At 36.0% G+C, this 13,999-nt stretch carries 16 protein-coding genes and 1 pseudogene; 15 read left to right on the plus strand and 2 right to left on the minus strand.

All coding sequences use genetic code 11. The annotated features are described in order from the left end of the window. Nucleotides 1-95: 95 nt before the first annotated feature. The 15 genes and pseudogenes from CYP64_RS07720 to CYP64_RS07785 all read left to right on the plus strand — a co-directional run bounded on the left by CYP64_RS07720 (nucleotide 96) and on the right by CYP64_RS07785 (nucleotide 12,694). The gene (locus CYP64_RS07720) at nucleotides 96-338 is read left to right on the plus strand and encodes an HP0268 family nuclease (RefSeq protein WP_002941786.1); all 243 of its coding nucleotides are present in this window, start codon (nucleotides 96-98) and stop codon (nucleotides 336-338) included. After that, nucleotides 338-1,639 carry a tRNA (N6-isopentenyl adenosine(37)-C2)-methylthiotransferase MiaB gene (miaB, locus tag CYP64_RS07725; protein WP_103649304.1) on the plus strand — a complete coding sequence of 434 codons (1,302 nt, stop codon included), beginning with the start codon at nucleotides 338-340 and terminating at the stop codon, nucleotides 1,637-1,639. Before CYP64_RS07720 ends, miaB begins: the two co-directional genes overlap by 1 nt. Next, nucleotides 1,620-2,399 carry a lysophospholipid acyltransferase family protein gene (locus CYP64_RS07730; RefSeq protein WP_103649305.1) on the plus strand — a complete coding sequence of 260 codons (780 nt, stop codon included), beginning with the start codon at nucleotides 1,620-1,622 and terminating at the stop codon, nucleotides 2,397-2,399. Before miaB ends, CYP64_RS07730 begins: the two co-directional genes overlap by 20 nt. Continuing rightward, nucleotides 2,389-2,835, plus strand: a complete 447-nt coding sequence (locus CYP64_RS07735; protein ID WP_103649445.1) for a hypothetical protein — start codon at nucleotides 2,389-2,391, stop codon at nucleotides 2,833-2,835. Before CYP64_RS07730 ends, CYP64_RS07735 begins: the two co-directional genes overlap by 11 nt. A 60-nt stretch (nucleotides 2,836-2,895) precedes the next feature. Then, nucleotides 2,896-3,900 (plus strand): hypothetical protein, encoded by a 1,005-nt coding sequence (locus CYP64_RS07740; RefSeq protein WP_103649306.1) that lies wholly within the window; start codon nucleotides 2,896-2,898, stop codon nucleotides 3,898-3,900. Further along, entirely contained in the window at nucleotides 3,897-4,418 is a 522-nt protein-coding gene (locus CYP64_RS07745; RefSeq protein ID WP_103649307.1) for a hypothetical protein, read from the plus strand. Before CYP64_RS07740 ends, CYP64_RS07745 begins: the two co-directional genes overlap by 4 nt. Continuing rightward, complete coding sequence (locus CYP64_RS07750; RefSeq protein WP_054196556.1) at nucleotides 4,411-4,947, plus strand: hypothetical protein; 537 nt, start codon at nucleotides 4,411-4,413, stop codon at nucleotides 4,945-4,947. Before CYP64_RS07745 ends, CYP64_RS07750 begins: the two co-directional genes overlap by 8 nt. 143 nt (nucleotides 4,948-5,090) lie before the next feature. Then, nucleotides 5,091-6,719: pseudogene (locus CYP64_RS07755) on the plus strand (HAL/PAL/TAL family ammonia-lyase). Between the two features lies 1 nt (nucleotide 6,720). Further along, complete coding sequence (locus CYP64_RS07760; protein WP_103649308.1) at nucleotides 6,721-7,881, plus strand: Opr family porin; 1,161 nt, start codon at nucleotides 6,721-6,723, stop codon at nucleotides 7,879-7,881. A gap of 10 nt (nucleotides 7,882-7,891) precedes the next feature. Next, a complete protein-coding gene (locus tag CYP64_RS07765) occupies nucleotides 7,892-9,439 on the plus strand; it encodes a flavocytochrome c (protein WP_103649309.1) in 1,548 nt (515 codons plus the stop codon). After that, nucleotides 9,433-9,816, plus strand: coding sequence for a cytochrome c3 family protein (locus CYP64_RS07770; RefSeq protein WP_103649310.1), 384 nt, complete (start codon nucleotides 9,433-9,435; stop codon nucleotides 9,814-9,816). The genes CYP64_RS07765 and CYP64_RS07770 overlap by 7 nt, the downstream gene beginning before the upstream one ends. Nucleotides 9,817-9,825: 9 nt before the next feature. Beyond that, nucleotides 9,826-10,380 (plus strand): cytochrome c3 family protein, encoded by a 555-nt coding sequence (locus CYP64_RS07775; RefSeq protein ID WP_103649311.1) that lies wholly within the window; start codon nucleotides 9,826-9,828, stop codon nucleotides 10,378-10,380. Between the two features lie 12 nt (nucleotides 10,381-10,392). Further along, complete coding sequence (locus CYP64_RS10360; RefSeq protein WP_258032987.1) at nucleotides 10,393-11,340, plus strand: cache domain-containing protein; 948 nt, start codon at nucleotides 10,393-10,395, stop codon at nucleotides 11,338-11,340. Nucleotides 11,341-11,351: 11 nt separating this feature from the next. Further along, a complete protein-coding gene (locus CYP64_RS10365; protein WP_258032988.1) occupies nucleotides 11,352-12,011 on the plus strand; it encodes a sensor histidine kinase in 660 nt (219 codons plus the stop codon). Beyond that, the gene (locus CYP64_RS07785) at nucleotides 12,005-12,694 is read left to right on the plus strand and encodes a response regulator transcription factor (protein ID WP_103649312.1); all 690 of its coding nucleotides are present in this window, start codon (nucleotides 12,005-12,007) and stop codon (nucleotides 12,692-12,694) included. The genes CYP64_RS10365 and CYP64_RS07785 overlap by 7 nt, the downstream gene beginning before the upstream one ends. 27 nt (nucleotides 12,695-12,721) lie before the next feature. On the opposite strand, the gene CYP64_RS07790 is transcribed toward CYP64_RS07785, so the two are convergent. Together CYP64_RS07790 and CYP64_RS07795 are read right to left on the minus strand one after the other, a co-directional pair. Continuing rightward, nucleotides 12,722-13,345: a tetratricopeptide repeat protein gene (locus CYP64_RS07790; RefSeq protein WP_103649313.1), complete on the minus strand. Its 624-nt coding sequence runs from the start codon at nucleotides 13,343-13,345 to the stop codon at nucleotides 12,722-12,724. Continuing rightward, the gene (locus CYP64_RS07795; protein WP_021090816.1) at nucleotides 13,346-13,999 is read right to left on the minus strand and encodes a tetratricopeptide repeat protein; all 654 of its coding nucleotides are present in this window, start codon (nucleotides 13,997-13,999) and stop codon (nucleotides 13,346-13,348) included.

Raw genomic sequence — 13,999 nt, forward strand, 5'->3', positions numbered from 1 at the left:
ACTTTAAGCTTATTATTAACTTTTATTTAATCCTTTTTTTATGATGTTTTGGATATATTGACCGATTAAAATTTAAGATTTTGAAAGGATTAAAAATGGAGCTAAAACTTGCAAGAGCCGAATTAGACGCAAAACCAAAAACGATTTCACTAGAAAAAATAGAGGCAGCTGTCGAAAAAGAGGGTCAGAAAATTTTCTATTTTGATAAAGAAAACACACACAAACAACTAATCGCCTTAGTCGAGCATTTTGAAGAAAAAGGGCTAAGCGTCTATCACAGAACCGTAAAATACGGACTTGATGATAGCGACTACATGTATGAAGTGCATATACTTTAATGAGTAAAAAACTCTTTATCCAAACTTTAGGCTGTGCTATGAATGTTCGTGACAGCGAGCATATCATAGCCGAGCTCTCACAAAAAGAAGACTACTCCTTAACACAAAATATAGAAGAAGCTGATTTAATCCTTATAAATACCTGCTCGGTTCGTGAAAAGCCAGTTCATAAGCTCTTTAGCGAGGTCGGAGCCTTTGAAAAAGCTAAAAAAAGAGGGGCAAAGATAGGCGTTTGTGGCTGTACTGCAAGCCATTTGGGTAGTGAAATTTTTAAGCGCGCGCCTTACGTTGACTTTGTCCTTGGCGCAAGAAATGTTAGCAAGATCACAAAAGCTGTAAATACGCCTAAATTTATCTCAACCGACATCAACCACGACGAGAGCGAATATGCATTTGGCGAGTTTAGAGGCTCACCATATAAAAGTCATATCAACATCTCGATCGGATGCGATAAAAAATGCACCTACTGCATCGTCCCGCACACCAGAGGCGATGAAATTTCTATCCCTTCAAGCCTCATCTTAAAAGAGGTAGAAAAGGCCGCAAAAAGCGGTGCAAAAGAGATATTTTTACTAGGGCAAAATGTCAATAACTATGGCAAAAGATTTTCAGGCGTGCAAGAAAATATCGATTTTAGCGACCTTTTAGTAAAGATAAGTGAGATAGATGGCGTTGAGAGGATAAGATTTACAAGCCCACACCCACTTCACATGGATGATAAATTTCTAGAAATTTTCACTAACAACCCTAAAATTTGCAAGTCTATGCATATGCCACTTCAAAGCGGAAATACCAAAGTTTTGCGTGAAATGAAGCGTGGATACACAAAAGAGTGGTTTTTAGACCGCGCACTAAGACTTAGAAAGATGTGCCCAGATGTTAGCATCTCAACTGATATCATCGTCGCATTTCCGGGCGAGAGTGATAGCGAGTTTGAAGATACGATGGACGTGCTTGAGCAAGTTAGATTTGAGCAAATTTTTAGCTTTAAGTATTCACCTCGCCCTCTTACAAAGGCAGCTACTTTCACAAATCAAATAGATGACAAGACCGCTTCAGAAAGGCTAACGCGCCTACAAAATCGCCATAACGAAATTTTAGACGAGATCGTGGCGGCACAAAAAGATAAAATTTTTGATGTATATTTTGAAGAGCTAAGAGCAAACGGCGGCGTTGCTGGACGAAGCTTTAACAACTTTTTAGTTCAAGTTGATGGCAGCGAAGAGCTTCTTGGCACTACACAAAAAATCAAGATCACAAACCCAAAACGAATGGTTTTGTATGGCGAGCTGCAAATTTAAAAACACCCTTGAAAAGCTCGCCCTAAGCGTTAGCGTCTTTTTCATCTACATTTTGATGTGGCTCATTTTTCTAACCTGCAAAAAGAGCTACACTCCAAATTTCTTACCACAAAATGGCTGCGTAGTCATCTTTTGGCACGGTAGACTTAGCTTTATGAGCTTTGCTTATAGGCAGTGGTGGAGCAAGCAAAATAGAAAACAAGGCAAGGTTATAATCAGTGACCACAAAGATGGCGAGCTAATCACCAGAATAATCAATTTTTTTGGCATCGGTACCATTAGAGGTAGCAGCTCAAAAGGCGGTGCAAGGGCACTGATAGAAGCTTTAAGAGAAATAAAGCAAGGCCACGACGTCATCATCACGCCAGATGGCCCGCGCGGACCAAGGCACAGCGTGGCAGACGGAGCTGTGGTGATCGCACAAAAGTCATCTTGTGAAATTTATGCTCTAAATTTTGAAGCAAGCTCGTTTTGGGAGTTTAAAAGCTGGGATAAGATGATACTTCCAAAGCCATTTTCAACTATAAATTTTAGCCTCTCAGCTCCTTTTAGTGTGGAAAATTTGGAGCAAAAAGATGCAAAAGAGAAGATACAAAACGAGCTTTGGCAGGCCTCGCAAAACGACGGTGGTAAGAGCGTGGAGCAAAACCAAGAGGACTTTCGAGCAAATTTAAAAATTTGGTGGAAAAAGTATGCGCATAAAAATCCGCAAATAAGAGACGAGATAAAAGAAATTTTGGATGAAATTTATGAAAAATAAACTATCTATTTTTATAGCCATCTTTCTAATTGTTTTATTCGGACTATTTTTTTATAGCGACAACTCCTACAAACTCGCCCTTGAAGCAAAATTTTTATACAAAAACAAAGAATATGAAAAGGCTTTAAATTTAAGCCAAAAAGCACTTGATATAGATATTTATAACAAAATGGCAAATACTGTGCTAAATCAAAGCAAGGCTGCTATCAAATTTAGCTCATACATAAAAAATGGCAAAGAGTATCTTGAGCGTATCAAAAAAATGAGCCAAAGTAGCATCAGCAAGGCTGATAGTGAACGCATTAAGATGATGTGTGATGTGATGATAGAGGATTTTGACGACCTTAAAAACTCGGCCTTACTTGATAGTGAGCTAAAAAATGAAGCTTTAAATACAAAAGAGATTTTCGTTAAGCTTAAAAACGAGCTGTTTTAAACTTATTTAATCCCTTTTTAGCTACCATAACGAAAATTATGCACTAAATTTAGGAGATTTATGTCTTTTAGCGTCAAAAAGCTTTTTTCTAACCTTTTTTTAAGCGTCGTGTTGGAGGGCAATGAGTGCATATTCTTCGGTCAGGTCTTTAGAAATGGCAAACTTTTAAAAACCATAAACGCTAAATTTACAGATATAAATATCGATAATATCGATGAAAAAATCATAAAATACATAGAAGAGCAAGAAAAAGCATATTTTGGTGTATATGTTTCAGTTTTTTTTAACGACGACTCGCAAGGCGCGCTTCCTAGTGTTAGCTTCGATGAATACAAAAAATTTAATATAAATACTAAAAATCTTACAAGCCTTATCATGCAGGATAGCTGGAGCATTTATGCAAATTTAAATGCTATAAAAAAATATAAAAATTTATTTGGACAAGATAGCGTAGATCTCATCTACTCACCTATCGCCCTACTATTTCACGAGCTTTTAAAACGCGGAATTTCTCCAAAAACTACACTTTATCTTTATATCCATGCACACTCGTTTACACTTGCGATCTTTAAAGATAAACAAATGAAATTATCCACTTTTTTAAATATGTCTGGCATTGAAGAAACCAACCAGGAAGCTGAAAGCCTAAAAGAAGAAGATATAACAGATATTGATAACTTAATAATTAAAGAAGAAAATGACGCAACATCGCTTGATGATTTTAAAAGTTTAGATGATTTTTTAAGTGATGATAAGCCAAAAGAATTTGAAGATCTAAATTATGAACTAAACATGCCGGCTTCTACAAATGTAGAAAAATCGGTTGCTATTTTTGGGTATGACATGAAGATGTTTGATTACATCGTAAAGGCTGTAAAAGAATTTTACGAAAATCCTCTCTACGGCGGCGATTTTATTGAACAAATCATTGTTTTTGAAAATACAAAAACAAGTGCAACCTTTTTACAATATCTACAATCTGAGCTTTTAGTGGAGACTTCGGTGTATCCAGTGAATACAAACCATATTATGAATGAAATCATGCAAGAAGAGATAATATTATGAGATTTAGCTTTATTGCTCCGGAACCAAGACCACTTATATCTATCTTTAGCAAAATTTGGCTAAGCCTTATAAGTTTTGTGTTTGTAGCTCTTTTGGCAACAAATTTCTTTATACTTTACAAAAATTATTCAATTGAAAAAAATATAAATTTTTTATCAAATGAGCAAAAAGAACTTAGTCAAAAAATAGTCACAACAGATGAAATTTCATCTAAACTAGCTGTACAAATAGAATCTGCAAATGATATTTTCACTTCAAATTCTATTCTCAAGCAAAGTTTGCACAATCTTTTTGATCTAGTGCCTGATAGTATAACGCTTGAAGAGGTTTTTATGGATAAAAACTCACTCATCATTCGCGGTATAACGCCGACAAGAGATGTATTTAATCAGCTTCTAGCTTCACCTTTAAGATCTATTTTTACAACTTCAAATACCAGCTTTTATCAAAGCAAAAACGGCTGGTATGGCTTTATAAGCACAAATAAAATTGATAATTCTGAGGGATATAATGAGTAAAAAAGATACGAGCTTAGAAAAAATAGATCCTGTCAAGCTTTTACTTTTTATATTTGCTTTTATTGTAGTTTGTTTCATTATGATATTTGGTTTTATCGTGCCTAATATAAAAGAATTTAAAAGCCTAACTAGGCAAAATTATTCACAGACCTCATCTTATACAAAAGTAAAAAATGAATTTGAAGCCAAATTTAAAAACCTTGAAGCAACTAAACAAAAAGATGGAGCTATCATTTCAGCTTTTGAGGCTAAATTTGATAAAGATAAATTTATAGAATTTGCCTCTAAATTTTTCAGTGAAGTGAGCCTTAGCAAAATAGAAGAAAGTGATAATAATGCTAGTGAGAAATTTTTTAGATTTCGCCTAAATGTAACTAGCTCTCTAAGGACACCGCAAAAATTTTATGACTTTTTAGATGCGCTTAGCAGCTATGACAGTATCGTAAAGACCGAATTTCCTATCGTCATGAAAGGCGAAAAGGATAAAATCCATACTACTTTTAATATAAAAGTTTTTGGGTTGAAGTAAATATTAAAAACAAAGCTCATCCACACAAGCTATAAATTTACATACTTTTTATTTTTATCTTAATATAAAATTTAATAATAAATTACTTTTTAGAAATTATTTTTATTTAATATTCTCTTTAAAATTTATTTTAGGAGGATTAGATGAAAAGTATAAAGCTACTTTCTTTAGCAGCTGTGTTGGCAATTAGTGTAAATGCCCAAACCATTACATTAAATGGTGAAAACATAACACCAAGAGATATCGTGCTCATCTCAAATGGCGCTATGGTAGATATCAGCAAAGATGCTTTAAATAAAGTAAATAAAGCACATGATGTGTTATTAAATGCTGCCAAAGATGGTCAAAAAATTTATGGTCTAACAGTTGGTGTTGGATTAAACAAAGATAAGAAATTTGTCGATGCCAAAGGAAATTTAGACGCAGAAGTGATCAAGGCTTCAACTGAGTTTAACATTGGACTTATTCACGCTCACTGTGGCGGTGTCGGCGAAGATATGGATATAAAAACAGCTAGAGCTGTACTTGCTACTAGACTAAACAACCTCTTACACGCGGGCGCTGGCATACAAAGCGAAGTTGTAAAACTATATAAAGAGTTTCTAAATCAAGATATCATCCCAGTCATGCCAAGCTCTGGCTCAATGGGCGAGGCTGATATCACAATACTTGGCCACGTCGGTCTTGCGATGCTTGGTGAGGGATACGTATACTATAAAAGCTAAAAGATGAGCGCTAGCGAGGCGCTAAATAGAGCTGGACTTAAAAAGCTCTCTCCTTTTGGCAAAGATAGCCTTAGTATTTTAAGCTCAAATGCCTACTCAGCAGCACTTGCTAGCATGACGATAGAAGATGCTAAAAATGCTCTAGAAATTTCAAAGCTAGTCTTTGCTCTAAGCCTTGAGGCACTAAATGGAAACATCGCTCCATTTAGCAAAGAAGCTGCAAATTTACGCCCATTTCCTGACTTTGTCGAAGTAGCAAAAGATCTAAGAGAGACTTTAAAAGATAGCTATCTATTTGATGAAAATAGCGAAAGAGCCTTGCAAGATCCGCTAAGCTACAGAGATGCTAGCTACTTTTTTGCAACCTTTAAAAATTCACTTGACACACTTAGTGGGCTAATGAAAATTCAGCTAAATACATCAGATGATAATCCTGGAATTTCACTAGAAAAATCACCTGAAACAGATAAATTTCAAGAGACAAAGCTATTTACAAAAGGTGGAGCTGTCGTTCCTACATCAAATTTCGAGCCTTTGATCTGGGTAGCTGAGTTTGAAAAAGCATCCATAGTGCTAGCTCACAACTCAAAGGCAAGCGCATTAAGAACGATAAAACTCTCAAATGATAGCTTTACGCACCTAACAAGGTTTTTAGGAACAGACAAAACCGTACATGCATTTGGCGCTATGCAAAAGCCGTTTGTCTCACTTGCAGGCGAAAACGAATTTCTAGCAAATCCAGCCTCACTTGACTACACACCAGTTGCAGGCGAGATAGAAGACGTAGCTACAAACGCACCTTATGTTGTGCAAAAATTTCAAAAACAGCTAGACAACTACTATCAAATTTTAGGAATGGAACTTATGCATGTGGCTCAAGCTATCGATCTTCGCTTGCAAAAAGATAAAAATTTAAAACTATCTAAAAAGACAAAACGTCTTTATGAAAAGTATAGAGAGATTGTTAAATTTGTAGATGTCGATAGTCCTTACACAGATGACTTTAGAAACTCGGCTAAATTCCTAAAAAATTATAAAGGTGAATAATATGAAAAAGAGTCTTATTCTAGCCATGTTTTTGGCTAGCTCTGCTTTTAGTCAGAGCGAAAGTTTGATAGAAGCTCTAAAAAACGGTAAAGCAAGTGGTGATGTTACTATGTTTTTTGAAAGCAGACATGTAAATGAAGGCACAAAAAGCACATATTACAACAACACCTCTTGGATGGTTGGCTCGGTTGGCCTAAACTATGAGAGTGATTTTTATAAAAACTTTAAAGCAGTGGTTGGATTTAGAGGGGCAGCTCCAGTTTATGAAGGTGATAAAGAATTTTACACTGGACACGGCAGGGGCGACTCAACAGAGAGAATTTATGAAAAAGATAGGTTTTTACTATCAAATTTATATCTCCAATATCAAGCCTATGATACAAACGTAAAGATGGGCCGTCAAGAGATGATAACTGACTGGGTTGGCAAAATAAATGACGGCGTAAGAATTACAAACAACTCTATCTCAAATTTGGAGTTAGATGCACTTTATACAAGGTCGAAAGGGCGAGCTTACTATAAAGAGATGTGGGCCTTTAAAAAACTAAACGAAAAAAAAGGTCTTTATAGGGTTGGGGCTACATATAAATTTAATGATAACCTTAGTGCAAGAATTTATGGCCTTTATGCTCCAAGCTTGTTTAAAGCAGTTGGTACAAAGCTAAACTATGATGGGCAGATAAACAAGAGCTTTGGCGCTGGCAGTATGATCCACTATGCACAAAGTAAAGAAGAAAGAGCAAATTTAGATGATGGCAAAGCTTTTGAAGTTTTAGGATACGTAAGCTACAAAGATAATAAGCTTACCCTTGCCCATACAAGATCTGGCAAGAAAAATGGCTGGGGAAGTATGAATCTTGGCGGTGATCAGATTGTGCCTTTTGAAGAAGGTGATGCGATGTATAACCGCGATGCAAGGACATACTACGCCATGTTTTCGACAATGATAGAAAAGCTAAGTCTAACTGCACTTTATGGAACTACAACATATAAAATGCAAAATGATAACAAAGACTACAAACAAAATGAATTTAGTGCATGGTTAAGCTACCCTATAACACAAGATCTAAAAGCTTTTGTGGTCTATGATCAAACATTTAAAGCACAGCCTTATCTCCCAACTATCACACAAATTGGAGTTGGACTAAGCTATAGTTTTTAAGGAATAAGATATGAGAAGAAGAGATTTTTTAAACACTCTTGCCTTACTTGGTTCAGCCAGCTTTGTGCCATTAGATGCATTTGGCGATGAAATCAAGTGGGATGAAGAATGGGATGTTTTGGTAGTTGGCTCTGGCTTTGCTGGATGTGCAGCTACCTGTCAAGCTATAGAAGAAGGCGCAAAAACGCTTATGATAGATAAGATGCCAGTCCTTGGTGGTAACTCAGCTATAAATGGCGGTGCTTTTGCGGTTGTAAATTCAAGCTTTCAAAAGGCACGCGGAGTAAAAGATTCATACGAACTTTATGTAAAAGATATATTAAAAGCTGGCTTAAATTTAAATAGACTTGACCTTGTAGAAGTGATTGCTAAAAATGGCAACGACGCTTACGAATGGACACTTCAAAAGGGCGTTTATTATAGAGATGCGCTTGGTCAGTTTGGTGGCCACTCTGTACCAAGGACTATCTGGCCAGAGATAAACTCAGGCGGCAAGATCACTATACCACTTCAAGAGTATGCAATGAAGTATGGGGCTGTTATTAGAACTAGAGTTATTTTAGATGACTTTATAAAAGATGATAGCGGTAAGATAATAGGCGCAAAAGTAAGAGAAAACTACGACTTCGACTTTGACAAGAGCAAGGACGAAGCAGATAACAAAAGTGGCGATGTCAAATTTTATAAGATAAATGGTGGCATTGTTATGGCAACTGGCGGCTTTGCTTATGATATTAAATTTAGACAAGAGGTCGATAAAACTATCACGCCTGATCTTGGCTGCACAAACCACTACGGTGCTACTGCACAGGCTTTAAAGGTGATGATGAAAAATGGTGCACAAACAGTTGATCTAAAATGGATACAGCTTGGACCATGGGGAAGTCCTGACGAAGAGGGCTTTGGCATAGCTCCGGTTTTTGCGATACCTGCATTTAGCTATGGCGTAATGGTCGATACAAGAACTGGAAAGCGCTTTGTAAACGAGCTAGCTGATAGAAAGATAAGATCAGATGCTATCCTTAAAATTCACAAAAACCCAGATGGTAGTCTAACTCATCCAGTAGTTATCTGTGATAGCATAGGTGCCATGGGTACTACAAAAGCAAACGTGCAAAGAGGTGTGGATAAAGGCGTTATAAAAGTATTTGACAATATTAATGACCTTGCTAAATTTTACGGCATCCCTTATGAAGGTCTAAAAAAGACCATAGATGACTACACAAAATATGCTCATAATGGCAAAGATGAAGAATTTGAAAAACCATTTTTCAAATTTAAAGATATAGTGCCTGATCTTACTAAGCCACCATTTTACGCATGGCGTGCCATACCAAAGGTTCACCACACAATGGGTGGCGTAAAGATTGACGTAGAGGCAAGAGTTTATAACACAGATGACAAACCTATTGCTGGATTATTTGCAGCAGGTGAAGCTGTGGGTGGTCCTCACGGTGCTAGCAGACTTGGTAGCTGTGCGATACCTGATTGTATAGTATTTGGAAGGATAGCTGGCAAAAATGCAGCAAATTTAGCTAAAAAGGAGAAAAAATGTTAAAAATTTATACCTTCTTTTTAACACTTTTATTTGCCTTAAGCCTTAGTGCTGCAAATTTAGAAGTAGAAAAATATAGCAAAGAAAATTATCCTTTTAAGGCACATGAGAGCTTGCATTTTGAGTGCAAAAACTGTCATAAAGAGAGCGATCCAAAGGACTATAAAAAACTAACTACCTCTGAGTGTCTAAGCTGTCACAATAGCTACGAGAAGTTGGCTATTCAAACTGGACATCTAGGCTATGACGATAACGTGCACAAAAGCCCACACTATCCAAACATGGACTGCGACCTTTGTCACTCGACACATAAACAATCAAGAAATTTCTGTGTGATGTGCCATTCGCAAGATAGCATGAAAAAACTTTTGGTGCCATAAGGAGATGATATGAAAAATTTAAGCATAAAAATAATTTTCCTTGCAGTTTTTGCCTTTATCATCTTTTTTGGCGGTTCTGCGCTAGTAAATTCGACAGGAGATGATAAATTTTGCACCCTCTGCCACAAGTGGATGGATCCGATGGTAACAGCCTATCACAACGACGTTCATGGTGGTGCTAGCAAATATGGCTTTAAAGCAAAATGCGTAGACTGTCACTTGCCGCATGATAGTTATATAGGTTATGTGTTTAAAAAAGCTAGCAACGGCATAAGTGAAGTAACTCATATGATGACTCATGATGCCAAAAACCAGCCATGGATAGAAAATAGAAAAAATAGAGCTAATTTTGTCTATGATAGTGGTTGCTTAAGCTGCCATAAAACTATTTTAGATAAAAATTCATCAAATGCCAACATCACTGATATGCACGCTCTTTATAGCAAATTTAAAGATGATGTGAAAAATAAACTTGACTGCGTCAGCTGTCATAAAAATGTCGGTCACAACAATCTTGGCAAAACTCTATATGAGATAAAACATCCACCAGTTGGTAACTGGTAAAAAAGGCAAAGCATGATGGGAAATTTTAATAACAACAAGCTGTTTATTATATTTTCCATCATCTTCTTATCTTTAATGGTAGTTAGCCACATGCTAAACCGCTCTTTTGTCAGAGAAATTTTGATAAACGAGCAGTTAAATATCCTAAAGAGTTCGAGCCATAGGATAGAAAAGTGGATCGAAAATAAAAAACTTAGCCTAAAATCAGTAAATTCGCTTATCTCAAATTTAGACCATAACAAAGATGAGATAATCATAAAAGATATACTAAACAAAAGCACTCAAATAGCAAATTTCTCGAGCGTTTATGCTGGCTACAAAGATAAGCAAACACTCTCAAGCGGTGACTTTAAAGCACCACCAAACTACGATCCAACGCTTCGTCCTTGGTATCAAAACACTATAAAAACAGATGAAATTTACATCACAAAACCGTATAAAGATGTTGGACTAAAGACCTCCGTCATCTCGATCTGTCAAAGCATAAAACAAGGCGGAGGGATCGAAGGCGTGCTATGTGGGATACTATCATTTAATGACATAAAAAATGAGATTTTGGATCTAAGTCTTGATGATGGAGGTTATCTATTTTTGATAGATAGCAATCAAAATATCTTACTTCATCCAAATGAGAGTTTGGAACTTAAAAAAGCTAAATTTGATATAAAAAATTTAGATCTAATTAAAACACAAAACTACGAAACAAAAAATGAAATATTTACTATAAATCCTTTACAAAACTCCAAACTTATCTTGATAGCAAAGACTCCAAAAGATGGGATATATAAAAAGATAAATTTGCAATTCATAAGAAATTTAGCCATCTATATAGTTAGCGCCCTACTCTTTTTATGCCTTGGTTACTTTTATAATAAAAAGATAAAAAATCAAACCGAACTTCTAGAAAAAACAAAAAGAGAGTATGAGGTTTTACTCTTTTCACAAGCTAAAATGATATAGAGCTTGGACAGATGATATCATCTATCTCACACCAATGGATACAGCCACTAAATGCCCTTGGTATATTTTTAGGAAATTTAGTCCAGTTTAAAAGACTTGGTAGGCTGAGTGATGAAATATTCTACGATAACATCGACCGCTCACTAAAAAATATAGACTATATGACAAACACAATGATAATGTTTAAAAATTTCTACAAAATAGAGGAAGATGCGCAGGAATTTAATATAAAAGAGGCGATAGACGAGACTATTTTTATACTATTTTCACAGCACTCAAAGGTACAGATAAAGGTACTTTGCAAAAATAGTAAAAACTTAAAATGCAAAAATCATCTAAACGAATTTAAACAGATCATCACCTGTCTCATACAAAACTCAAAGCAAGCCCTAAATGAGCGCAAAGAGCTAAAATATCCAAAGATAGTCATATCAATAAAAGAGAGTGGAAATTTCTATGAGATTAGAGTGATAGACAATGCAAATGGTATAGATGAAAATTTAAGAGAAGAAATTTTTAAGCCATTTAAAAGTACCAAAAAAAGCAGTGGTCTTGGGTTATATATCTCACGGCTGATCGCTATTAAAAAGTGTGGTGGAGAGCTAAATTTAAGCAGAATAAGAAAGCCAACCATCTTTACCTTAAAAATAGCAAAGGAGATAAGTTGCTAGACATAAATATACTACAAAAACTAAAAGATGTCTCGGTTTTGCTGGTAGAGGATGACGAGAGTACAAGCCTTGCTATAAAGCAGTCTTTGGAATTTTACTGCAAAAATATAGTTTGCGCCAAGGATGGACTTGAGGGCTTTGAGAGATATTTTGAAGATGAGTTTGATATCGTTGTAACTGATATAAATTTGCCAAATTTAAATGGTCTTGAGATGCTTGATGAGATAAGAAAACGAGCACCACACGTAAGATCTATCATCATCACCTCCTTTGATACGAGTGAGCATATGCTAGCTTCCATAGAACTTGGAGCTTATAACTATCTTAGAAAGCCATTTAAGATTGAGGAACTTCAAACTACGATCATAATGGCGACAAAAGATCTTTTTGAAAGTAGAATCAAATTTAAAGAAATTTACGAATACGATATGAAAAGCAAACAGCTTTTCAAAAATGGCGAAGAGGTGCAAATGCCAAAAAATGAGGCAAAGCTCTTCTTTTTACTTGTAAGTAATATAGAAAAAGTAGTAAGCTACGAAGTGATTGAAAACTACGTCTGGAGTGAAAAATCGATGAGTAACGAAGCACTTAGAATGACTATCAAAAAGATAAGAACAAAAACTGATGCCGATCTCATCAAAAACATTTCAGGCGTTGGATATAGACTTAGCGGATCAAACTAAATTTTACTTTGTGCAGCTAAGTTTATATCACTTTTTATCCACACATTTGCCAAGTTGACAGGCTCTTTTGTAAAGTGCATTTCCCTTTGCTTCATCGCCGCTTAGCTTTGCAAGCAAAAAGCACGACTGAGCGTACTCAAGCTCGCAGCTCTTAGCCAAAAGCCTTAGCACTCTAGCCTCAGCCTTAGTTCTATCTATCTTATAAGTCTTTAAATTTTCGCTTTCGATGTAGGATTTTAGCCCCATTGCTTCGTTATAGCAGCCAACGCCATCACCGCTATCACAAGCTAGTTTATAAAGTTTTAGAGCTTTTTCCATATCTTTTTGCTCATCAATCAGCCCTTGCTCATAAATTTGACCCAAATTTGAACAAGCCGTCGCAAGCCCAGCATTGCAAGCTTTTTCGTAGTAGCCTTTTGCCTTTACAAAGTCTTTTTCGTTACTAAAATTTACGGCTAAATTGTTGCAGTTGATGCTATTTCCACCCTCGCAGTTTTGCATCATCTTCTCTTTTTCAAGTTCAAGACGCTCTGCCCTAGCCTCTTCATCACTTTGCCAAAAGCCAAAGCTTACCATCTTTTGCCACGACCAGCAACCACCAAGCATAAAGCCCATAGCCAAAATAAGACCAAAATTTAAGACCTTTTTCACTTACATTCCTAGCTTTGTACCTAGTCTTTTCATCTGCGGGCATGCCTTGCTTAGCCCACGAAAGCAAGCAACTTTATAAATTCCATAAGCCCTTTTTTCGTCTTTATTGACACCAAGACCAAGCTCGTACATCGCTCCGATATTGGCACAACTTGGCAAATCGCCAGCATTGCATGCATTTGTATAAGCTTGCATTGCTAAGTAATAATCTCGCTTAACGATTTCGCCCTTTCTATAAGCATTGCCTAAATGATAGCAAGCTTGCATGCCTCCGCCATTGCAACTTTCTTTATAAATTGAAATTGCCTTTTTTGGATTTTTTTTAACTCCAAGTCCAAGCTCATAAAGAGTGCCCAAATTTGCACAACCGACTTGCACCTTAGCATCGCAAGCTTTTTTATAATTTGTTAAAGCATTTTCATATTCTTTTAAAAGCTCGTAATTTACACCCAAATCGTTGCAAGCTTCAGCATCGCCTTCTTCGCATTTTGGTATTAAAATCTCGATCGCATTTCTTGAAATTTGCTCTTTATTTTGCACTATTTTTTCATCCTTTGGTTGCTGCCACGAATCATCTTGTTTTTGTCCTACACCAATCACATTTAAGCAGCCAGTGAAAAATAAAGCCGATAAAAGCAATAAATATTTTTTCAT

It is taken from the genome of Campylobacter concisus, assembly GCF_002913945.1.
Taxonomy (GTDB): Bacteria; Campylobacterota; Campylobacteria; order Campylobacterales; family Campylobacteraceae; genus Campylobacter_A; species Campylobacter_A concisus_P.